This window comes from Streptomyces sp. NPDC007095 (assembly GCF_040634475.1).
GTDB lineage: Bacteria > Actinomycetota > Actinomycetes > Streptomycetales > Streptomycetaceae > Streptomyces.
This window is the reverse complement of sequence record NZ_JBEYFS010000043.1, coordinates 19879-40833: the sequence shown is the minus strand read 5'-3', so window position 1 is coordinate 40833 and position 20955 is coordinate 19879. Positions and strand designations below refer to the sequence as shown.

The following is a 20955-nucleotide window of genomic DNA, read 5'->3' as shown; positions in this document are numbered from 1 at the left end:
TGGCACGCGGGGCTGTGACCGCGTCCGAGAGGCCGCGTCCAGCGCCCCGTGGTTCTCCGCGTGCCACCGTCGGCTCCACGGTGAGATCGGGCACATCCCGCCCGCCGAATACGAGACCAACTACTACCGCGAAACCACGAAACCCCAGGTCACAGTCACGACCTAGAGTCTCGATCAAACCCGGAACGGTTCACGCCGAGGTGGACCTCAAGGGCGGGAGCACCGTCGAACTCGATCACGGCGTGGGTGAAGGGCTGGCTGTTGCCGTAGAGATAACGGCTTCGCGACGTGGCTGTTCACGCCGGCGGTGTCCGGCTGGTACCCGAAGAAGGCACCACAGGAAGCCCGCCCCGTACCCCTGCTCGGCGAGCCGTGGCCAGGATCCCATGCTTGCGATGGTGGAGGGCAAGGCGTTACCGGCCCGCCCGGGACATGTCGCCAGACACGGCCACCAAGAGACAGACGTTGTCTCTCAGTTCACGGAAGACGATGAACTGACCCTTGGCGGTGAGTATTTCCACCGCCGCCACATTGCCTTTGTGTGCCTTCGGCATGACCTTCTCTTGACCTATCTCCCCTAGGGTCGAAGGCCGCAGTTGCGAACGGGGGAGGCGTCGATGGGCGACGGCAAGGACCCGACCAAGGTCCTCGACATCAAGACCGCGGATCTGAAGCGGGCGGCGCCGGACTTCCAGATGGCGGCAGTTGATCTGGGCAAGGCGCTGACCGCGCTCGTGAAGTCCCTGGACGGGCTGGGCGAGCCCTGGGGAAACGACAAGCAGGGCAAGGAGTTCGGCGACTCCTACAAGCCGTTGCAGAAGAAGATCGAGAGCGCGGCGGGCACGCTGGTGCTCGGTCTGACGAGCATTCACGAGGCGATGGCCGACATGGCGGACGGTCATGTCGACAACGACGAGCTGATCGCCGGGATGTTCACCGAAGTGAAGGTCACGAAGTCGGACGGTGCCGGTGAGCGTTGAGGACGAGGCCCGGAAGATCCTGCTCCATCTGGGCCTGTGGTGGCCGGAAGCCGACTCCGGGAAGCTGCGGTCGGCGGCGACGGCCTGGCGCACCTTCGCGGACGCCGTGGACGACGTACGCGGCCCGGTCAACCAGAGCGCGTCGTCGATCATCCACAACAACACCGGTGAATCGATCGAGGCGTTCGGGAAATTCTGGGGCCGTTACGCCAAGGACAAGGACGGCGGCTGGCTGAAGGACCTGGCCGACTCGGGGCGCCAAATGGCCACGGCGCTGGACAAGTTCGCCGACGCGATCGACGACGCCATCAACAAGCTCTGGACGCAGATCGGCATCGACGCGGCGGTGATCGCGGGCGGGGTGGCGCTGGCGTTCTTCACCGCGGGCCTGGCCTCCGGCGCGGCCGTCGCGGCGGCCGACCTCGTCATCGAGTTCGGTGCCGGTCTCGGGGTCGCCGTCTCCACGACGATCGCCGAGATCGCCGGGGGCACGCTGGTGGCCGCGGCCTTCGGCGGGATCGAGTCGGTGACCGTCGACCTGGCCGTGGCCCAGCCGCTGAAGATGGCGACGGGCCTGCAGCAGGGCTTCAGCCTCGACGAGGTCAACCAGGCCGCCAAGGACGGCATGATCTTCGGCGGCGTGCTGGGCGCGGGCGGCGGGGTCGTCAAGGCGGGTATCGAGGGCGCGTTCAGCGACACGACCCCGCTGTTGCTACGGCCGCCGTCGCTCCGCCCCGACCTGGTGGAGCTGGGCCCGGCCGCCCGCAACGCAGACCGCACCCCCTGCGTCGGCGAGCCGATCGACGTGGCGACCGGCGCGATGCTGATGACGCAGACCGATCTGGCGCTGCCGGGGAGCCTGCCGCTGGAGTTCACGCGCACCCATCTGTCCTCGTACCGGGGTGGGGTCTGCTTCGGTCCGACCTGGATATCCACCCTGGACGAGTGTCTCCAGATCGACGGCGAGGGCGTGGTGTTCGCGGCGGCGGACGGCATGCGCCTGGTCTACCCGGTCCCGGAACCGGGCGTGGCGACCATGCCGGTGAAGGGCGTCCGCTGGCCCCTGGAATGGGACGGCAAGCCGGACAGCGCGATGACGGTCACCGACCCGGCGACCGGCGTCGTCCGCACCTTCGCCGCCCCCGTCCCCTCCCCGACCTTCGGCGTCTTCCACCTGGCGCTGGACTCCTGGACCGACCGCAACGGCAACCGCATCGACGTCGAACGCGACGACGAGGGCATCCCGTTCGGCCTGCGTCACTCCGGCGGCTACTACGTCGCCGTCGACACGACCGGCCCCCGCATCACCGCCCTGCGCCTGCTCGACGAGCCACCGTCCCGCTACCGGCCAGGCATCGCGACCGACGAGGGCACGGTCGTGATGCGCTACGGCTACGACGGCGTCGGCAACCTCACCGAGGTGACCAACTCCAGCGGCGAGCCGCTGCGGTTCGGCTACGACGCCGAGGGCCGGGTGACCAAGTGGACGGACAGAAACGGCACTTGGTTCGCCTACGTCTACGACGAGCGGGGACGTGTGGTCCGCACCGAGGGTGTGGACGGAATCCTCTCCGGGACGCTGACGTACGACGACACGGCGCGCACGACGACGTACACGGACTCGCAGGGCCGCGTCTCCACCCACCGCCACAACGCGGAGGGCATGGTTGAGGAGGAGACCGACCCGCTCGGCAACGTCACCCGCACCCAGTGGGACGAGTACGGCTGCCAACCTCTCACGGTCACCGACCCGCTCGGCCACACCATCCGATACCGCTACGACGAGACGGGCAACCTCACCGAACTCACCCTGCCCGACGGGTCGTCGGCACGGGCCGCGTACAACGCGCTCGGCCTGCCCACGGAACTCGTCGAGCCTGGTGGAGCGGTCTGGCGACACGCGTACGACGAGCGGGGCAACCTGCTGACGACGGTCGACCCGGTCGGCGCGGAGACCCGATACGCCTGCGACGCGGAAGGCCGCCCGACGGCGATCACGAACGCTCTCGGCCACACCCGCACGGTGGCCTACGATGCGGTGGGCCTACCCCGCGCCCTGACCGACGAGCTGGGCCACACGACTACGGTCCGCCGCGACGCGTTCGGCCGAATCGTCGAAACGACCGACCCTCTGGACCACACCACCCGCATGGGCTGGACCATCGAGGGCAGGCCCTCCTGGCGCGAACACCCCGACGGCACGCGCGAGTCGTGGACGTGGGACGCCGAGGGCAACCTGCTCACCCACACGAATCCCGCCGGCCACACCACTCGCCATACAGCGACCCACTTCGGCGCCCCGGCCTCCCGCACGGACCCGGACGGCGCACAGTACGAATTCGCCTACGACAGCGAACTGCGCCTCGCATCCGTCACGAACCCACTGGGTCTGGCCTGGTCGTACACCTATGACGAGGCCGGCCGCCTGGCCACGGAAACCGACTTCAACGGCCGCACCCTCAAGTACACGCACGACGCTGTCGGTGGTCTGCGGGCGCGTACCAACGGCGCCGGAGAGACCCTGAGTTTCACGCGGGACGCGCTCGGGCGGGTCGTGGAGCAACGCTCGGACGCGGGTGACGTCACCACGTTCGGCTACGGCCCCGACGGCGGTCTGTGTCGCGCGGCCAACGCGGACGCCGAAGTCGTGCTGACACGTGACGCGTTCGGCCGGGTCCTGACGGAGACCGTGAACGGCGGCACGACCACACATGTCCATGACGCCCTCGGGCTCCGCACCCGACGGGTGACGCCGTCCGGGCTGGTCTCGGAGTGGACGTACGACCCGGCCGGGCGCCCTCTCACCCTCAGCTCGCGTGCGGGCACGCTGGATTTCGTGCACGACGCCGCGGGCCGCGAGACAGAGCGCCACATCGGCACGGAGGTGACGCTGACGCAGAGCTGGAGCGCGGTGGGGCTGTTGACCGCGCAGACGCTGACCGCGACCTCCGCCTCCCTGTTGTCCGGCGCGGACCGCCTCCTCCAACACCGCACCTACGCCCATCAGGCCGACGGCTGCGTGACCGAGATCCGGGAACTGACATCGGGCACCCGCCACTTCGACCTGGACGGCATGGGCCGGGTCAGTGGCGTCCGCGCTCACGGCTGGACGGAACGTTACGCGTACGACCCGGCGGGCAACCTCGTGCACGCCGCGTCGCCGGACCAAGAAGCAAGCGGTGAACGCCTGTTCGACGGAACGCTCGTCCGCTCGGCTGGCCCCACCTCGTACGAGTACGACGCCGAAGGCCGCCTTGTCCGCAGGACCCGCAATCTCCTGAACGGCCAGACCCGTGTCTGGAGCTACGCGTGGAACGCCGAGGACCGTCTCACGGACCTGGTCGCTCCGGACGGCAGCCACTGGCACTACGCGTACGATCCGTTCGGCCGACGCGTTTCCAAGCACCGGGTGGCCGACGACGGTTCCGTTGCCGACTGTACGGACTTCGTCTGGGACGACCTGTGCCTGGCCGAGCAGATCACGCCGGACGGCTGGGTCACCACCTGGGACTACGCGGCTGACGATCCTCGCCCGGTAGCCCAGACGAGCCACAGACCGGCATCGTCAACTGGCAACAAGTCCTTCCTGGCGCAGCTGGCGAAAGAATCGGCTCCTGAGCACAGGGCCCGGCTGTATGCCGTCGTCACCGACGCGGTGGGCACGCCCATGGAACTGGTTGCCGCAACGGGAGATCTGGTCTGGCAGCGCCGTACCAGCCTGTGGGGCACTCGCCTCCCGGCTCCGGGGGAGGATGCGTCGCCGGTGGACTGTCCCTTGCGTTTTCCGGGCCAGTACGCCGATCCCGAGTCGGGCCTGCACTACAACCTTCACCGGTACTACGACCCGGAGACGGCGCGGTACATCAGCGCTGATCCGCTGGGTCTCGTCCCCGCACCCGATCACCACGCCTACGTTCCGAACCCACTGGGTTGGACCGACCCCCTCGGGCTTGCCGGGAAGGGGCCGTCGGGGCCGAAGAACCCACTGGACTTCGGGCAGGGGTACACGGGCCGGCGTGACATTTTCCCGGTGGGCAACAAGGGAAGGGACGTGGAGATCCACGTCTACGACAAGTCCATGCGCGAAGTCGGGCTGTACAACAGCCAGGGCTGGTTCAATAAACATGGCATCAAGGCTTCGGAGGTCGAGGTCCCGCCCGGCGTGGAGAACGCCATCAAGGGACGGATGATCTACGAGCTGCGGAAGGTCGGCCGCATCGCTCCCAAGGGGACCGAGGACATCACCGGAGACAAATGGAGGCGACCGCCTCTTGCCGCGGAAGGATGCAAATGAAGTACGTCACGGCCGTCTGGGACGACGGAGGGTTCTCCGTGGATCCGGGGGCCTATCTGGCCGAATTGCCGCGTCTGCGCGCCGACCTGCCCCCAGGTGCCCGGTCCTTCGTCACCGACCCCGGCCACTACGACATCGCGGGCGCGACCCGCTGTGTCAAGGATCTGGAACTGGCCGGGGTCCACCTCGCCACCGACAAGAGCGGCGGCCTGGTCCTGGACTTCGCGCCCAACAAGTTCAAGCACGACTCCGGCCTGCGCATCAGCTACTCGGGCGTGACGCACTTCTCCGTCGACTATGAACACTCCATCGACTGGATGCTGGTCGACGCCGTCCTCCTCGACGAAATCCTTCCGGACGAGGACGGCGGCTGCACACACGAAATCGCGCTGACCGACGCGAGCATCCTGGTCCGCTGCCGGGACCTGGAAGCGGTGTGGGGCGGCGCGAGCTGACGGAGACGGCGTCGATGGTCCCACACCACCTGGACCGGCTCTCCCAGCACGCAGGCGTCGACGGGGCAACCGCGTTCGCACGCGCCTCAAGGCACCGACTTCTGGTTCGGTCCTTCGGCGAGACGGCGGCCAGCGAACTCAGCCACGGCCCGGAGTTCTGACCCGAGGCCGTGGAGCCTGCGACCGGGCTGACGTCCTGTCTGGTCGAAGATGCCCCGCGTATTTCCGCGGAGGTCGGCTACTGCCGCCGGATGGGATGCGTCCAGCAGCGGTGGCCCGCGCCGCGACCCCGCCCTACTTCCGGGTGTTGACTCCTCGTCCCAAGGACCCTGCTGTGATGAGGGCCCTGCCGGTTTCCTCGTGGCCTGTCAGGGAGAGGACCACACCGGCAGTGAAGCAGGCGGCGGACAGTCCGACCGTGGCCCAGGCGAGGCCGTTTCGAAGGCCGAGCACCATTCGCGGGGAGCCACCGGGGAGCAGGTTTGAGGAAGTCGACTCCCTGGCGGTTCCCCGTCTGATGCGCTGGGAGCAGGCAAGCGGGCGCAGTTCTGATGGTGTTGGGTCACGTCACAGTCGTGGGGAAGGGTGGCCCCGTGCGGTGCGATGGCTCATACCGCTCACTGTGTGCCTCGCCAGGATAGGCACGAAGGGTGACCCGCCTACGTCTCATCAGGAGGCTCTGGTACCGCCACGTGAGTACCTGCTATTCGCTCTCCTGAGCGATCAGTTCTAGATAGTGCTGGTAATTCTCATCGACGGTTTCCCTGCCACGGACAAACGTGCCTTCCTCCATGCGGTACGTGCGGTCGCGGTCTCCCTCGAAGGACAGCCAGTTGAAACTGGTGGTGATCCACACGTCGTCGTAGACGAGGACTTTGGCGTGGGTGGACTTCACCCGTGTGAAGGTGAACTTCTCCTTGTAGCGGCTGGCGAGGTTCTCGAGTTTACGCACGGCGTCCCGGTCGTTCTTGGGGTCGTTGGGCGTGTAGCCGTAGGCGATATGAACGCTGACGCCGCGGCGCAGCCGGGTTTCGAGCTTGCTGAGGAAGCTGGTATTGACGATGGCGCGCTTGATCCAGGGGGGCGATGAGGAGGATCCTGCGGCGTGCCTGCGTGAGGGCCTCTTCGAGAAGGTCGGAGTGCTCGAAGACGCTGATGGCTCGGATCTCGTCACGCGGCAGCTCTTCAGCTGGCTCCTTGGGAGCTACTGCAGCGAACTGGTCCGCGGCCTCTTCTGCGCGCTTCTTGGTGACCTCGGCCAGGGGGATACGCGCGCGTTCGAGGTCCGGATCGAGCGAGGGCCGTTCAGCGGGGGCCTCGACTTGGATACCGAGGGCCTTCGCGCCGCCGTGGCTGAGGAGGGAACCACTCAGGGGCCCGACCCGCGATGCGGATCAGGCCCCTGACCTGGTACTTCACTGTCGGGGTGGCGGGATTTGAACCCACGACCTCTTCGTCCCGAACGAAGCGCGCTGCCAAGCTGCGCTACACCCCGATTGTCGCTGCTCTCGCGGCGACGTCGTTTACTTTAGCCCACTGGTGGCCGGAGACGAAATCCGGTTTTCGGAGCGTCGGCCACGGTAGCGGTACGGGTCGGGGCGGACGTGGTCCAGGGCGATGACGAGGAGGGCGAGGGCGTAGAAGGCGACGCCGAGGATCGCGGTGTTGCCGAGGATGCCCACGTAGCCGTGCCGGTCGGCGTCCACGAAGGGGTAGAGGTAGCGCGCCGGGGTGCCCGGCGGCAGCATCGCTCCGCGGACGAGGGAAAAGCCCAGGTAGGCGAGGGGGTAGACAAGCCACGTCGTCGCATGCCGGATGGCGAACGGCGCCGGGCGGGCCAGCAGGAGCCAGTCGATCACCGCGGCGATGGGGGTCGCCGTGTGCAGGATCTGATTCGCCACCGCCTGCCAGCCGGTGGGCGGGGCGATACCTCCGGTCATGGAGAAGCCGCTGGACGGGTCCGCCAGGATCAGGTGGTAGACCAGGCCCGTGATCGAGATGTAGAGCAGCGTGCCGCCGGTGAGGACCGCGGGCAGCGGGCGACGCGCCGTCCATGCCCGCCGTGCCGAGGCGGCGAAGACCACCGCCACCAGCAGGTTGGCCTGGATGGTGAAGTAGCTGAGTACGTGGAGCGGACTGCCCAGGCGCATCTCGATGGCCACGCCCGCGGCCGCGACGAGGGCGACCAGGAGGCGGAAGGTGGCCACCAGCGGGCGACGCGCGGGGGCCACCACTGCCGTCGCCGGGACGATGAAGGGGGCCGGCGAGGGGATGCCCGGTATCGCGGGCAGGTCGGGTATGTCCCTGGGGATCGGGGCGATCATGTCCCCACGCTAAGCGTGGGGGGTGAATCGGGCGATATGGGTCACCCGGGTGGGTGACGGCCGGGCGTGGACTCGCACCCCATCAACAGCAACAGCAGCAGCAATATCGACGCTCCACACGACGCCATCGACCCGATCGACCTGCCCGTCGCCGCCGCACTGGACGCCGCTTCCGATCATCGCCCACGCTCGACCACCACATTCCGGCCGACCCGCTTCCGGCCGACCCGCTTCCGGCCGGCCTGCTTCCGGCCGGCCTGCTTCCGGCCGGTCCGCTTCCGGCCGACCTACCGCCATCCGACCTACTGCCGAGCGACCAGCGTCAGCAGTGACGCCTCCGGGGGGCATGCGAACCGTACCGGCGTGTAGCGGCTCGTACCGCAGCCCGCCGAGACGTGCATGTACGACGTCTGCCCCTCCGCCGTGTGCGTGGACAGGCCCTTCACGCGGTCCGTGTCCAGGTCGCAGTTGGTGACGAAGGCGCCGTAGAAGGGGAGGCACAGCTGGCCGCCGTGAGTGTGACCGGCCAGGATCAGGGGGTAGCCGTCCGCCGTGAACGCGTCGAGCGTGCGCAGGTACGGGGCGTGGACCACGCCCATCGAGAAATCGGCCGACTCCGACGGGCCGCCGGCCACGCGCGCGTACCGGTCCCGCTTGATGTGCGGGTCGTCGAGGCCGGTCAGCTCGATTTCGGCGCCTTCTATCTTGAGCGTCCCCCGGGTGTTCGTCAGGTTCAGCCAGCCCGCCGTGTCGAAGCCGTCGCGCAGGTCCTCCCACGGGTTGTGGATGGCGCCCACGGCCGGCTTGTTGCCGTTCAGACCGTGACGGCCATGGGACTTCTCCAGCAAGTACAGGGCGGGGTTGCGGAGTTTGGGGCCGTAGTAGTCGTTCGAACCGAAGACGTACGCACCGGGGAACTCCATCAACGGGCCGAGGGCGTCAAGGACTTCGGGGACGCCCTCAGGGTCGGAGAGGTTGTCCCCGGTGTTGATGACGAAGTCGGGGCGCAGCCCGGCCAGGGAGCGCAGCCAGCGCTGCTTCTTGCGCTGACCGCTCACCATGTGGATGTCGGAGACCTGGAGGACACGGAGCGGCCGCATGCCTGGTGGCAGGACCGGGACCGTCACCCGTCGTAGGCGGAACGAGCGGGCCTCGAAACCCGCCGCGTACAACAGTCCGGCGGCGCCCACCGCCGTGATTCCCAGGGGTACTCCGTATCGCGCGCGCATACGTCCATCGTGTCAGACCCCGACACCCCCGCGTGCCCCCCTGTGGACAACCTCGAACCTGTGGACAGCCTCGCGCCCATCGACGGCGCGTCCTGGGCACGGTGCTGAAATCAGCGAGCGACCGCCGCACCACACCTGCGACAATCGACGGCATGACCACGCTCAAGTCGAAGCTGCAGGAAGACCTCAACGCCGCCATCAAGGAGCGCGACGAGCTCCGCTCCGCGACGCTCCGGCTGACCCTCGCCGCGATCACCAAGGAGGAGGTCGCGGGCAAGACGAAGCGCGAGCTCTCCGACGACGAAGTACAGAAGGTGATCACCCGCGAGGCGAAGAAGCGCCGCGAGGCCGCGGACGCCTTCGCGCAGGGCGGGCGTCCCGAGTCGGCCGAGCGGGAGAAGGCGGAGGGGGTGGTCCTCGCCGCGTACCTGCCCAAGCAGCTGTCCGACGAGGAGCTCCAGCAGATCGTCGGGCAGGCCGTCGAGGAGGCCAGGGCGGCAGGCGCCGAGGGGCCGCGTGCCATGGGTCAGGTCATGAAGATCGTGAACCCGAAGGTCGCGGGGCAGGCCGAGGGCGGCCGTGTCGCCGCCGTGGTCAAGAAGCTGCTCGCGGGCTGAGCCCAAGAGGGACCAGAGCCGGTAGCGGTAGTAGACGAGCCGGTAGCGGTAGTAGACGACCGGAACCAGTAGCAGACGCAGAACCTGGACCAGTGCCAGCACTCGGACCGGTGCGAGTACCTGGACCAGTGCCAGCACTCGGACCAGTACGAGTACCCGGACCAGTACGAGTACCTGCACCCGTACCAGCCCGCCCACCGAAAGTCGTCGGCCTCGGCCCTCCCTCCGACCGGGGGAGCGCCGAGGCCGACGACTGTGTGTGCCGCTCTCTGTCAGCGGGCGTGACGGGGTGGGTTACCCGTGACGACCGCCGTTGCCGTTCTGACCCTGAATGAAGCCCGAGGGGAACGAGAACGTAGGTGTCGGGAACCCGCCACCGTTCGTGTTGCCGTTGGTGCCGCTGATGGTGTTCCCGTTGACGGTGTTGCCGTTGGTGGTGTTCCCACCGTTCGCGTTGCCCTTGTTGTCGCCGTTGTTCCCGTCGGTCGGGCCGTGGCCGTTGTCCTTGGGCTTCTCGTCGGGAATGTCGACGAGGTTGAAGGACGGGGAGTCCTTGCCCGAGAGGGCGCCGGTCATGGCGTCCTTCCAGATGGGGCCGGGCACCTGACCGCCGTAGACGAGGTCGTGGTAGACGCCGCCGATGCGGATGTTCGTCATCTTGACGTTCTGCTTCGGGCTGCCGACCCAGACCGCGCCCGACAGGTTCGGCGTGTACCCGACGAACCAGGCGTTCTTGCGCTCGTCCGTCGTACCCGTCTTACCGGCGTTGTCGCGGTCGGAGAGGCCGGCCTGCTGACCCGTACCGGAGTCGATCACGCCCTGGAGCAGCGTGTTGACGGTGTCCGCGGTCTTCTCGGACATGGCCCGTGAGCACGTCGACTTCGGGACCTCGAGCGACTTCTCCTTGCCGTCGGCCTTCTGGGTGATCGACTCGATGGCGATCGGCGTGCAGTACATGCCCCGGGAGGCGAAGGTGGCGTACGCGCTCGCCATGGTCAGCGGGGAGATGCCCTTGGAGCCGAGGGTGATGGCGGGCACCTCGGGCAACTTGTCGCCATTGCCCTGCACGACGTGCAGCTTGTCGGTCATCTTCACCACGGGGCAGATGCCGATGTCCGAGATCATCTGCACGAAGTAGGTGTTGACCGACTTGGCCATCGCCGTCTTCAGCGCGTACGGGCCCTTCTCCTCGGTGCTCTCGTTCGAGAGCTTCTCGTTGGTCAGGTTGGTCCAGGGCTTGCTGCTGCACGTCTGTACGGGGCTGGGGTAGGCCATCTCGTACGGCGACGGGTACTGCTGGGTCGCCGGCCGGCCCTCCTCCAGTGCGGCCGCGGCCACGAACGGCTTGAAGGTCGAACCGGTCGGGAAGCCATAGTTCGAACCGCCCATGTCACGGTCGACCGAGTAGTTGTACTCCGTCTCGTTCTTCCCGTAGCCGTACGGCCTCGACTGGCCCATGCCGACGATCTTCCCGGTGCCCGGCTCGACCAGGGTGGCCGCCGTGGCGACCGAGTCCGACTTGTTGACGTGGGACTTGATCGAGGACTGCACCGACTGCTGCGCCTGCGGGTCGAGCGTCGTACGGATGGTCAGGCCGCCCTGGTTCCAGACCTTCGCCCGGGCCTCCTTGGTCTTGCCGAAGACCGGGTCGCTGAGGAACACGCTCTCCACGTACTTGCAGAAGAAGCTCGCGCCCTTGACCGCCGTGATGCAGCCGTTCTTCGGCTGGCTGACCTTCAGGCCGAGCTTCGCCTCCTTGGCCTTGTCGGCCTCCTGCTGGGAGATGTCGTGCACCTCGGCCATGCGCTGCAGCACGGTGTTGCGGCGCTTGGTGGCTTCCGCCTCGTCGTTCACCGGGTCGTACCGGCTGGGTGACTGGACGATGCCCGCGAGCATCGCCGACTCCTGGAGGTTCAGGTCCTTGGCGGGCTTGGAGAAGTAACGCTGGGCGGCGGCCTCGATGCCGTAGGCCTGCTCACCGAAGAACGTGATGTTCAGGTAGTTCTCGAGGATCTTCTTCTTGCCGAGCTTCTCTTCCAGCTGGATCGCGTACTTGAGCTCGCGGACCTTGCGGCCGAGGGTCTGCTGGGTGGCCTGGGCGACCTTTGTCGGGTCGTCTCCGGCCTCCTCCACGAAGTAGTTCTTCACCAGCTGCTGGGTGAGCGTGGAGGCGCCCTGGGCGACGCCGCCGTTCTGCGCGTTCTGGTTCAGGGCGCGCAGGACGCCCTTCAGGTCGATCGCGCCGTGCTGGTAGAAGCGGGAGTCCTCGATCGCGACGATCGCCTTCTGCATGTACGGCGAGATGTCCTTGAGGTCGACCACCGTGCGGTCGCGCGAGTAGACCGTCGCGATCTGACCGCCCTTGCTGTCCAGGATGGTGGTGCGCTGACTCAGCGCGGGACTCTTCAGGTTGTCGGGAATCTCGTCGAACCCCTGGACGGAACCCTTGGCCGCGAGACCGAGCGCGCCCGCTGCGGGCAGCGCGATTCCGGCCATGACTGCTCCAGCGAGCACGCTGACACCGAGGAACTTGGCGGCCTGTTGCGTTGGCGACAGACCACCGCCCGAGCGCTTCTTTGGCATAGGGGCAGCCTACGTTCTCATTCGCCGGACACGCGTATATGCCTTGGCCTAAGCTGCTCTCAACTGTCACAGCAGTATGGCCACGTATCAATACGTCCGGCGACCCCGAATCGTTCCGGAGGTTCCCCAACTTTTTTGGGGAGGTCGTGTCCGAATCAGCCTCATGCGTCACCTGGCGTCCGTTGTGACTCAACTGAACTGTCCCGGTTTGCCGGGATACTCGCGTATGTCCGCCGCTCACTCCCCCGGGTGATCTGCCGCTTACGCATAGTCCGTTCGGGCCATTCAAGATTGGGCCCGCAGGGGGTGTTGCGCTGTGCCTGCCTTCCGTAACGTCCTCAACTGGCGGCGGTGAATATGCCGCTGCCGCCGTGGGGGAGCCTCGATTCGGGAGAGGACGGCGCCGGTATGGGCTGGGTAACCGACTGGAGTGCGCAGGCGGCCTGCCGCACTACCGATCCGGATGAACTGTTCGTTCAAGGAGCAGCGCAGAACAGGGCGAAGGCAGTGTGCACCGGATGTCCGGTACGCACGGAGTGCCTCGCCGATGCGCTCGACAATCGCGTCGAATTCGGCGTGTGGGGTGGCATGACGGAGCGGGAGCGTCGCGCGTTGCTGCGCAGGCGTCCCACCGTCACCTCGTGGCGTCGCCTGCTGGAGACCGCGCGTACGGAGTACGAGCGCGGTGCGGGCCTGCTGCCCCTCGACGAGGAAGAGGTGTACGAGCGCTACGCGGCGGTGGGCTGAGGGCGCCACGGAAGGCGTCCCGCGGGCCACCTCGGCCCGCGTCGGACCCACCTACCGCCTCGGACCCACTCGCCTCAGGCCATCTCAGGCCCGGCCACGAGTTCATGACTCAGGGCCGGCCCCGGGCCCGTGGACGGCGCCGCTCAGGCGCCGGTTTCAGGCAGCTCCGGCCGGTTGGCCGCGAGCCGTTCTCCGATGTCCCGCAGTCCTGCGAGATCGTGTACGTCGCCAGGCAGCGCGGCCACTTCGGCAACCGCCACCTCCGGGTGGAGCGCGGCGAAACGGTCACGCGTGCGCTGCTCGCGGGAGAGCAGCTGCATGCGCTCGGCGTGCAGCCTCAGCAGGCCTGCGGTGAGTTGTTCGACGGTCCGGTGCCCGTGCGGCGGCGTGTCGGCCCTGTCCGTGGCGTCTGTGCTGTCCGTGGCGGCGGGGGAGCCTTCATCGGAACCGTCGGAGCCGGCTGGACCTTCGGAGCCGTCGGGAGCTGATGTCTCGGAAGCGGGAGATTCTGAACTGCCGTACGTGTCGGGAGAGTTACGAAGTCCAGCTTTCCCGCCCTCCTGATCCACAATGCGGGCGTCGTCAAGATTTTCTACAGCCGTGGATTCAAGATCTTCCGCAGGATCGGGATCAAGGCCGCCGACGGCCCCGGAATCCCTGTCCCCCTCGGCCGCAAGTTTCCCGGCGGCCTCGGCCGCAAGTTCCTCCGCGGTCTCGGCATCGAGGTTCTCCGCGGTCTCGGCATCGAGGTTCTCCGCCGCCGCGAGCGCCCGCTCGGCGGACAGCTGGGCGGCACCGCTGCCGTGCACCCGGTTGAGTACGAGACCGGCGAACGGCATGTCCTCGGCCGCCAGCCGCTCCACGAAGTACGCAGCCTCGCGCAGCGCGTCCCGCTCCGGGGCTGCCACCACCAGGAACGCCGTCCCGGGCGCCTGGAGCAGCTTGTACGTGGCGTCCGCGCGCGTACGGAAGCCCCCGAACGTCGTGTCCATCGCCGCCACGAACGTCTGCACGTCCTTCAGTAGTTGTCCCCCCAGCAGCTTTCCCAGGGTGCCGGTCATCATCGACATCCCGACGTTCAGGAACTTCATCCCCGCACGCCCGCCCAGCTTCGCCGGGGCCGTCAGGAGCCGGATCAGCCGTCCGTCGAGGAAGGACCCGAGCCGCTTGGGCGCGTCCAGGAAGTCGAGCGCCGAGCGGGACGGCGGCGTGTCGACGATGATCAGGTCCCACTGGTCCCGCGCCCGCAGCTGGCCCAGCTTCTCCATCGCCATGTACTCCTGCGTGCCCGCGAAGCCCGCCGAAAGCGACTGGTAGAAGGGGTTGTTCAGGATCACGGCCGCCCGTTCGCCGTCCGCGTGCGCCTCGACGATCTCGTCGAACGTGCGCTTCATGTCGAGCATCATGGCGTGCAGCTCGCCGCCCGCGGAGTCGTCGATGCCCTTCACACGGCGTGGGACGTTGTCGAGGGAGTCGATGCCCATCGACTGGGCGAGCCGGCGAGCCGGGTCGATGGTCAGGACGACCACCTTGCGGCCCCGCTCGGCGGCGCGCAGCCCCAGGGCCGCCGCCGTGGTCGTCTTGCCGACGCCGCCCGAACCGCAGCACACCACGATGCGGGTGTCGGGGTCGTCGAGCAGTGGGTCGAGGTCGAGTACGCGGGCCGGGTCCAGACTCATGAGATCCCTTGAGTGCGCAGTTCCGTGGCGAGCTCGTACAGGCCCGCCAGGTCCATTCCCTCGGCGAGCAGGGGGAGTTCGTGCAGCGGGAGGTCCTGCTCGGTCAGGACGGCTCGCTGCTCGCGCTCCAGGGTGTGCCGCTCGGCGTACTCCTCGGCCTGTTCCAGGAGGGGCCCGACGAGCCGCTCGGCGTTCCCGCCGCGGCGGGCGCCGCCGAGCCCGGCCGCCGAGAGCGACTTGGCGATGGCGCTGCGCGCGACGGCGCCCGTGAGCTCCAGGTCGACGTCGTCCAGGAGCGCGGGCCGCACCATGTTCACGATGATCCGTCCCACCGGCAGCTTCGCCGCCCGCAGCTCGGCGATGCCGTCCGCGGTCTCCTGGACGGGCATCTCCTCCAGCAGCGTCACCATGTGCACCGCCGTCTCCGGCGACTTCAGGACGCGCATCACGGCTTGCGCCTGATTGTGTATCGGCCCGATCTTGGCGAGCCCCGCGACCTCGTCGTTGACGTTCAGGAAGCGGGTGATGCGGCCCGTGGGTGGCGCGTCCATGACGACGTAGTCGTACGCGAACCGCCCGCTCTTGTCCTTCCTGCGGACGGCCTCGCACGCCTTCCCCGTGAGGAGCACGTCCCTGAGACCGGGCGCGATGGTGGTCGCGAAGTCGATGGCGCCGAGCTTTTTCAGGGCCCGGCCGGCGCCGCCCAGTTTGTAGAACATCTGGAGGTAGTCCAGAAGGGCCAGTTCGGGGTCGATGGCGAGGGCGTGCACCTCCCCGCCCCCTGGAGCGACGGCGATCTTCCGCTCCTCGTAGGGCAGCGCTTCTGTTTCGAAGAGCTGCGCGATGCCCTGCCTGCCCTCGACCTCGACGAGGAGGGTGCGCTTGCCCTCGGTCGCGAGGGCGAGCGCGAGGGCTGCGGCTACCGTGGTCTTGCCGGTACCGCCCTTGCCGCTGACGACCTGGAGCCTGCTCACGTCTTCGAGCCTAACCAGTCCGCCGCCGTACTACGCAGGAGGCTGTGGACAACGTGCGCGCGAGGCCCCCCGCGGCAACGACTACAGTCGGCGACATGACCAAGTGGGAATACGCAACCGTGCCGCTGCTCGTCCATGCCACGAAGCAGATTCTGGACACCTGGGGCGAGGACGGCTGGGAGCTCGTCCAGGTCGTGCCCGGGCCGAACAACCCCGAGCAGCTGGTGGCCTACCTGAAGCGCGAGAAGTCGGCATGAGCGGCGCCGTCGAGGCGAAGCTCGCGGAGCTCGGTCTGACGCTGCCGGGCGTCGTTCCGCCGCTGGCCGCCTATCAGCCCGCCGTGCAGTCCGGTGTGTACGTCTTCACCTCGGGGCAGCTGCCGATGGTGGACGGCAAGCTTCCGGTCACCGGCAAGGTGGGCGCGGAGGTCACGGCCGAGGAGGCCAAGGACCTGGCCCGCATCTGCGCGCTGAACGCGCTTGCCGCGGTCAAGTCCGTCGCGGGCGACCTCGACCGCATCGCGCGCGTCGTGAAGGTCGTCGGCTTCGTGGCCTCGGCCTCGGACTTCACCGGCCAGCCGGGTGTCCTGAACGGCGCGAGCGAGCTCCTGGGCGCCGCCCTGGGCGACAAGGGCGTCCACGCCCGCAGCGCGGTCGGTGTGGCCGTCCTCCCGCTGGACGCCCCGGTCGAGGTCGAGATCCAGGTGGAGCTGACGGCGGTGTAGGCGGTCGGGACCGGGGGCGGTTTTCTTCGCCCCGCCGCCGCCCCCGCCCCCGGCCCGGAGATCCCCATGGGCCCCTCGAACATTCGCCCGGCTCGGGATAGCCTCCGGCCATGGCGAATGGGCAGTGGTATCCACCGGAGTGGCCCGAGCGGATCCGCGCGCTCGCGGAGGGCACGCTGACCCCGGTACCCCCCAAGCGCGCGGCCACCGTCATGCTGCTCAAGGACACTCCCACCACCCCCGTGGTGCACATGCTGCGCAGACGCGCCTCCATGGCCTTCGCCGGAGGCGCGTACGCGTACCCGGGCGGCGGCGTGGACCCACGCGACGACGAGCACCAGATCCGCTGGGCGGGCCCCACACGCGCGTGGTGGGCGAAAAGGCTCGGCACCGACGAGACGTCCGCCCAGGCCGTCGTCTGCGCGGCGGTCCGCGAGACGTACGAGGAGGCCGGTGTCCTGCTGGCCGGGCCCACCCCGGACACCGTGGTCGGCGACACCACCGGCGAGGACTGGGAGGCGGACCGCGCGGCCCTGGTCGCCCGCGACCTCTCCTTCGCCGAGTTCCTCGACCGCCGCGGACTCGTGCTCAGGTCCGACCTCCTGGGCGTCTGGACCCGCTGGATCACCCCGGAGTTCGAAACCCGCCGCTACGACACCTGGTTCTTCGTGGCCGCCCTCCCGGAGGGCCAGCGCACCCGCAACGCCTCCACGGAGGCCGACCGCACGGTCTGGATCCGCCCGGCGGACGCGGCGGACGGGTACGACAAGGGCGAGCTCCTGATGATGCCGCCCACGGTCGCGACCCTGCGCCAGCTCATCCCGTACGACAGCGCCGCCGACGTCCTCGCCGCCGCGCCCACCCGTGATCTGACCCCCGTCCTGGCCAAGGCCCGCCTGGAGAACGGCGAAGTGGTCCTCGCCTGGCCGGGCCACGACGAGTTCACCAAGCACATCCCGACCGGTGGAGCCCCCGCATGACCGACGCCGCAGCCCTCCCCGGCCAGCCGCGAGGCGGGGTCCTCTCCGGCTCCGCCACCTCGCGCGCCGTCAACGTGCTCGCGCCCAACGCGTCCGCGATGACCCTGGACGGCACCAACACCTGGATCGTCTCCGAGCCGGACTCCGGCCTGGCGGTGGTGATCGACCCCGGGCCCCTGGACGACGTACATCTGCGCAATGTCGTGGACACCGCCGAGAAGGCGGGGAAGCGGGTGGCACTGACCCTGCTGACGCACGGGCACCCCGATCACGCCGAGGGCGCCGGGCGGTTCGCAGAACTGACGGACACGAAGGTGCGGGCGCTGGATCCGGCGCTGCGGCTCGGAGACGAGGGACTGGCGCACGGGGACGTCATCACCGTGGGCGGCCTCGAACTGCGTGTCGTACCGACTCCGGGCCACACCGCCGACTCGCTGTGCTTCCATCTCCCGGCCGATCGGGCCGTTCTGACGGGTGACACCATCCTCGGCCGCGGTACGACCGTCGTGGCCCACCCCGACGGCCGTCTGGGCGACTATCTCGACTCGCTGCGGCGGCTCAGGTCCCTCACCGTGGACGACGGCGTGCACACCGTGCTGCCGGGGCACGGGCCCGTCCTGGAGGACGCCCAGGGCGCCGTCGAGTTCTACCTCGCCCACCGCGCTCACCGCCTGGCCCAGGTCGAGACGGCGGTCGAGAACGGCTACCGGTCGCCGGCCGAGGTCGTCGCGCACGTGTACGCGGACGTGGACCGCTCACTGTGGCCTGCGGCGGAGCTGTCGGTCCGGGCGCAGATGGACTACCTCCGGGAACACGGCCTCATCTAAAAGTCCGGGTGTCCGGGTGTCCGGGTGTCCGGGTGTCCGGGTGTGCCGGTGTCCCGGTGTCCGGGTGTCCGGACGGCTGGTGAGAGCGCCCTGGCGACGCCGGCGACACGGGAACCGGCGACATGGGAACCGGCGATACGGGAACCGGCGATACCGGCGACACGGGAACCGGCGATACGGGAACCGGCGACACGGGAACCGGCGGCACCGGCGATACGAGAAGGGCCCCGCTGTGCAGCGGGGCCCTTCAGGTGCGTCCGAAAGCCGGCGCGCGGTGCGGTCAGCGCGAGCGCTTCGCGAGGCGCTCCACGTCCAGCAGGATGACCGCGCGGGCCTCCAGGCGGAGCCAGCCGCGGCCCGCGAAGTCGGCGAGCGCCTTGTTGACCGTCTCGCGGGACGCGCCGACCAGCTGGGCCAGCTCCTCCTGCGTCAGGTCGTGCACGACGTGGATGCCCTCCTCCGACTGCACGCCGAAGCGGCGGGAGAGGTCCAGGAGCGCGCGGGCCACGCGGCCGGGCACGTCCGAGAAGACCAGGTCGGACATCTGGTCGTTGGTCTTGCGCAGGCGCCGGGCGACGGCGCGCAGCAGCGCGGCGGCCACCTCGGGCCGCGCGTTCAGCCAGGGCTGGAGGTCGCCGTGGCCGAGGCCGAGCAGCTTGACCTCGGTCAGCGCGGTGGCGGTCGCCGTGCGCGGGCCCGGGTCGAACAGCGACAGCTCGCCGATGAGCTCACCGGGGCCCAGGACGGCCAGCATGTTCTCGCGGCCGTCGGGTGAGGTGCGGTGAAGCTTCACCTTGCCCTCGGTGACCACGTAGAGGCGGTCCCCGGGGTCGCCCTCGTGGAAGAGAGCGTCGCCGCGTGCGAGGGTCACCTCACTCATGGAGGCGCGGAGCTCCGCGGCCTGCTCGTCATCGAGCGCCGCGAAGAGCGGGGCGCGCCGCAGAACGTCGTCCACGAGTTCTCTCCTTGTCGACCTGCTCAGGGGATCTTGTTCCCCCGTGATACCAGGGGACCGTGTTCCCCATCTTGCTGGACGGTCCAAACAGTGTGATCAGTCACAAGTCTGCCGCACTGGCGTGCCGGGCAGTGCGGCAGGGGGCCAATTGGGGGCTGATCTTCTGGGTCCGGGGCGGATGTCGGTGGGGGGCTTTAGGCTGGCCGGGTGTCCAAATCGCCGGTGAGAGCACAGGCCAAGGGGGCTGGGCGGGTGGTTGTACGTCGCGATTCCGCTGTGGGCGAACAGAGTTCCGTCGGAAGTATGAAAACGACAAAAGCGACAAATTCGACGCCGGTGAAGCCGGTCGCGAAGAAGGCCGCGAAGAAGTCTGCCAAAAAGGCGACAGTCGCGACCGGGAAGACGACAGGCGTGGCCAAGAAGGCGGCGGCCGCGATCAAGAAGGCGGCGACCACGTCCAGCAAGGCGACAGCCACGTCCGAGAAGGGGGCGAGCGCCTCCAAGAAGGCGGCCGCTTCCAAGAAGGCGGTGTCGGCCAAGGCGGCCGCTTCCAAGAAGGCGCCGGCCAAGAAGGCCGCCAAGAAGGCGGCCCCCGCGCAAGCCGCCCCCAAGAAGGCGATCGTCGAGTCCCACGCCGCTCTCGTGCGCCGCGCCCGCCGCATCAACCGCGAGCTTGCCGAGGTGTACCCGTACGCCCACCCGGAGCTGGACTTCGAGAACCCCTTCCAGCTGGTGATCGCCACGGTCCTGTCGGCCCAGACGACCGACCTGCGGGTGAACCAGACGACTCCGGCGCTCTTCGCCAAGTACCCCACGCCCGAGGACCTCGCCGCGGCGAATCCGGAGGAGGTCGAGGAGATCCTCCGTCCGACCGGTTTCTTCAGGGCCAAGACCAAGTCGGTGATAGGGCTCTCCAAGGTCTTGGCGGAGGACTTCGGGGGTGAGGTCCCCGGCCGCCTCGAAGACCTCGTCAAGCTTCCCGGCGTAGGCCGCAAGACCGCCTTCGTGGTCCTCGGCAACGCCTTCGGGCGCCCCGGCATCACCGTGGACACCCACTTCGGCCGGCTCGTGCGCCGCTGGCAGTGGACCGACGAGACCGACCCGGACAAGGTGGAGGCCGCCGTCGGCGCGCTCTTCCCGAAGAGCGAGTGGACGATGCTCTCGCACCACGTGATCTTCCACGGCCGTCGCATCTGCCACGCCCGCAAGCCCGCGTGCGGCGCCTGCCCCATCGCCCCGCTCTGCCCCGCGTACGGGGAGGGCGAGACGGACCCGGAGAAGGCGCGCAAGCTCCTGAAGTACGAGAAGGGCGGCTTCCCCGGCCAACGCCTCAACCCGCCGCAGTCCTACCTGGACGCGGGCGGCGTCCCGGCACCCCCACTGGGCGCCGGATGACGGAACGAACACGGCGCCGCCCGGCGTTGGGGAGAACAGAACGGGGGTGGCGATGACGCACGCGAGCAACACGCACAGCAGGCACGACGAGCCGGACACAGACCGCACGCAGAATGAGACGGGTACGCGCGGCACGCAAGACGAGACGGGTACACGCGGCACGCGGAACGAGACGGGCACACACCGCACGTA

General features: G+C 68.8%; 17 protein-coding genes and 1 tRNA gene. 10 read left to right on the top strand and 8 right to left on the bottom strand.

The window, feature by feature from the left end; all coding sequences use genetic code 11:
• The first annotated feature begins 617 nt into the window (after nucleotides 1-617).
• From ABZ656_RS17170 to ABZ656_RS17160, 3 genes are read left to right on the top strand one after another with little or no spacing between them, the layout of a single operon-like run.
• Nucleotides 618-980 (top strand): hypothetical protein, encoded by a 363-nt coding sequence (locus ABZ656_RS17170; protein ID WP_101399591.1) that lies wholly within the window; start codon nucleotides 618-620, stop codon nucleotides 978-980.
• Nucleotides 970-5274, top strand: coding sequence for a DUF6531 domain-containing protein (locus ABZ656_RS17165; RefSeq protein ID WP_360268773.1), 4305 nt, complete (start codon nucleotides 970-972; stop codon nucleotides 5272-5274). Before ABZ656_RS17170 ends, ABZ656_RS17165 begins: the two co-directional genes overlap by 11 nt.
• Nucleotides 5271-5729, top strand: coding sequence for a hypothetical protein (locus ABZ656_RS17160; RefSeq protein WP_101399595.1), 459 nt, complete (start codon nucleotides 5271-5273; stop codon nucleotides 5727-5729). The genes ABZ656_RS17165 and ABZ656_RS17160 overlap by 4 nt, the downstream gene beginning before the upstream one ends.
• 703 nt (nucleotides 5730-6432) lie before the next feature.
• On the opposite strand, the gene ABZ656_RS17155 is transcribed toward ABZ656_RS17160, so the two are convergent.
• The 4 genes from ABZ656_RS17155 to ABZ656_RS17140 all read right to left on the bottom strand — a co-directional run bounded on the left by ABZ656_RS17155 (nucleotide 6433) and on the right by ABZ656_RS17140 (nucleotide 9282).
• The gene (locus ABZ656_RS17155) at nucleotides 6433-6903 is read right to left on the bottom strand and encodes a hypothetical protein (protein ID WP_129592055.1); all 471 of its coding nucleotides are present in this window, start codon (nucleotides 6901-6903) and stop codon (nucleotides 6433-6435) included.
• A 247-nt stretch (nucleotides 6904-7150) separates the two neighbouring features.
• Nucleotides 7151-7224 (bottom strand) — tRNA-Pro (locus ABZ656_RS17150).
• Between the two features lie 28 nt (nucleotides 7225-7252).
• On the bottom strand, nucleotides 7253-8053 hold the full coding sequence (locus tag ABZ656_RS17145; protein ID WP_360268769.1) for a Pr6Pr family membrane protein: 801 nt from the start codon (nucleotides 8051-8053) through the stop codon (nucleotides 7253-7255).
• A 302-nt stretch (nucleotides 8054-8355) separates the two neighbouring features.
• A complete protein-coding gene (locus ABZ656_RS17140) occupies nucleotides 8356-9282 on the bottom strand; it encodes a metallophosphoesterase (RefSeq protein WP_101399605.1) in 927 nt (308 codons plus the stop codon).
• 152 nt (nucleotides 9283-9434) lie between these two features.
• Here ABZ656_RS17140 and ABZ656_RS17135 point away from each other — a divergent pair, with 152 nt between their 5' ends.
• Nucleotides 9435-9899, top strand: a complete 465-nt coding sequence (locus tag ABZ656_RS17135; RefSeq protein WP_095857889.1) for a GatB/YqeY domain-containing protein — start codon at nucleotides 9435-9437, stop codon at nucleotides 9897-9899.
• A gap of 294 nt (nucleotides 9900-10193) precedes the next feature.
• Here ABZ656_RS17135 and ABZ656_RS17130 read toward each other — a convergent pair whose 3' ends face one another.
• Nucleotides 10194-12482: a transglycosylase domain-containing protein gene (locus tag ABZ656_RS17130; protein ID WP_360268765.1), complete on the bottom strand. Its 2289-nt coding sequence runs from the start codon at nucleotides 12480-12482 to the stop codon at nucleotides 10194-10196.
• 408 nt (nucleotides 12483-12890) lie between these two features.
• On the opposite strand from ABZ656_RS17130, the gene wblA reads away from it, so the two are divergent.
• Nucleotides 12891-13229 carry a transcriptional regulator WblA gene (gene wblA / locus ABZ656_RS17125; protein WP_028799159.1) on the top strand — a complete coding sequence of 113 codons (339 nt, stop codon included), beginning with the start codon at nucleotides 12891-12893 and terminating at the stop codon, nucleotides 13227-13229.
• A gap of 143 nt (nucleotides 13230-13372) precedes the next feature.
• Here the strand turns inward: wblA and ABZ656_RS17120 are convergent, their stop codons facing one another.
• Complete coding sequence (locus ABZ656_RS17120) at nucleotides 13373-14908, bottom strand: ArsA family ATPase (RefSeq protein ID WP_360268762.1); 1536 nt, start codon at nucleotides 14906-14908, stop codon at nucleotides 13373-13375.
• A complete protein-coding gene (locus tag ABZ656_RS17115; protein WP_101399611.1) occupies nucleotides 14905-15882 on the bottom strand; it encodes an ArsA-related P-loop ATPase in 978 nt (325 codons plus the stop codon). Before ABZ656_RS17115 ends, ABZ656_RS17120 begins: the two co-directional genes overlap by 4 nt.
• A gap of 95 nt (nucleotides 15883-15977) precedes the next feature.
• Between ABZ656_RS17115 and ABZ656_RS17110 the strand changes: the two genes are divergently transcribed.
• The 4 genes from ABZ656_RS17110 to ABZ656_RS17095 all read left to right on the top strand — a co-directional run bounded on the left by ABZ656_RS17110 (nucleotide 15978) and on the right by ABZ656_RS17095 (nucleotide 18413).
• Nucleotides 15978-16139, top strand: coding sequence for a DUF4177 domain-containing protein (locus tag ABZ656_RS17110; RefSeq protein ID WP_075033571.1), 162 nt, complete (start codon nucleotides 15978-15980; stop codon nucleotides 16137-16139).
• Nucleotides 16136-16606 (top strand): RidA family protein, encoded by a 471-nt coding sequence (locus ABZ656_RS17105; protein ID WP_101399612.1) that lies wholly within the window; start codon nucleotides 16136-16138, stop codon nucleotides 16604-16606. Before ABZ656_RS17110 ends, ABZ656_RS17105 begins: the two co-directional genes overlap by 4 nt.
• A gap of 110 nt (nucleotides 16607-16716) precedes the next feature.
• Nucleotides 16717-17586 (top strand): NUDIX hydrolase, encoded by an 870-nt coding sequence (locus tag ABZ656_RS17100; RefSeq protein ID WP_360268758.1) that lies wholly within the window; start codon nucleotides 16717-16719, stop codon nucleotides 17584-17586.
• Nucleotides 17583-18413, top strand: coding sequence for an MBL fold metallo-hydrolase (locus tag ABZ656_RS17095; protein ID WP_101399614.1), 831 nt, complete (start codon nucleotides 17583-17585; stop codon nucleotides 18411-18413). Before ABZ656_RS17100 ends, ABZ656_RS17095 begins: the two co-directional genes overlap by 4 nt.
• A 280-nt stretch (nucleotides 18414-18693) precedes the next feature.
• Here the strand turns inward: ABZ656_RS17095 and ABZ656_RS17090 are convergent, their stop codons facing one another.
• The gene (locus ABZ656_RS17090) at nucleotides 18694-19368 is read right to left on the bottom strand and encodes a Crp/Fnr family transcriptional regulator (RefSeq protein ID WP_006382668.1); all 675 of its coding nucleotides are present in this window, start codon (nucleotides 19366-19368) and stop codon (nucleotides 18694-18696) included.
• A gap of 303 nt (nucleotides 19369-19671) precedes the next feature.
• Here ABZ656_RS17090 and nth point away from each other — a divergent pair, with 303 nt between their 5' ends.
• Entirely contained in the window at nucleotides 19672-20763 is a 1092-nt protein-coding gene (gene nth / locus ABZ656_RS17085) for an endonuclease III (RefSeq protein WP_360268754.1), read from the top strand.
• Nucleotides 20764-20955: the final 192 nt, after the last annotated feature.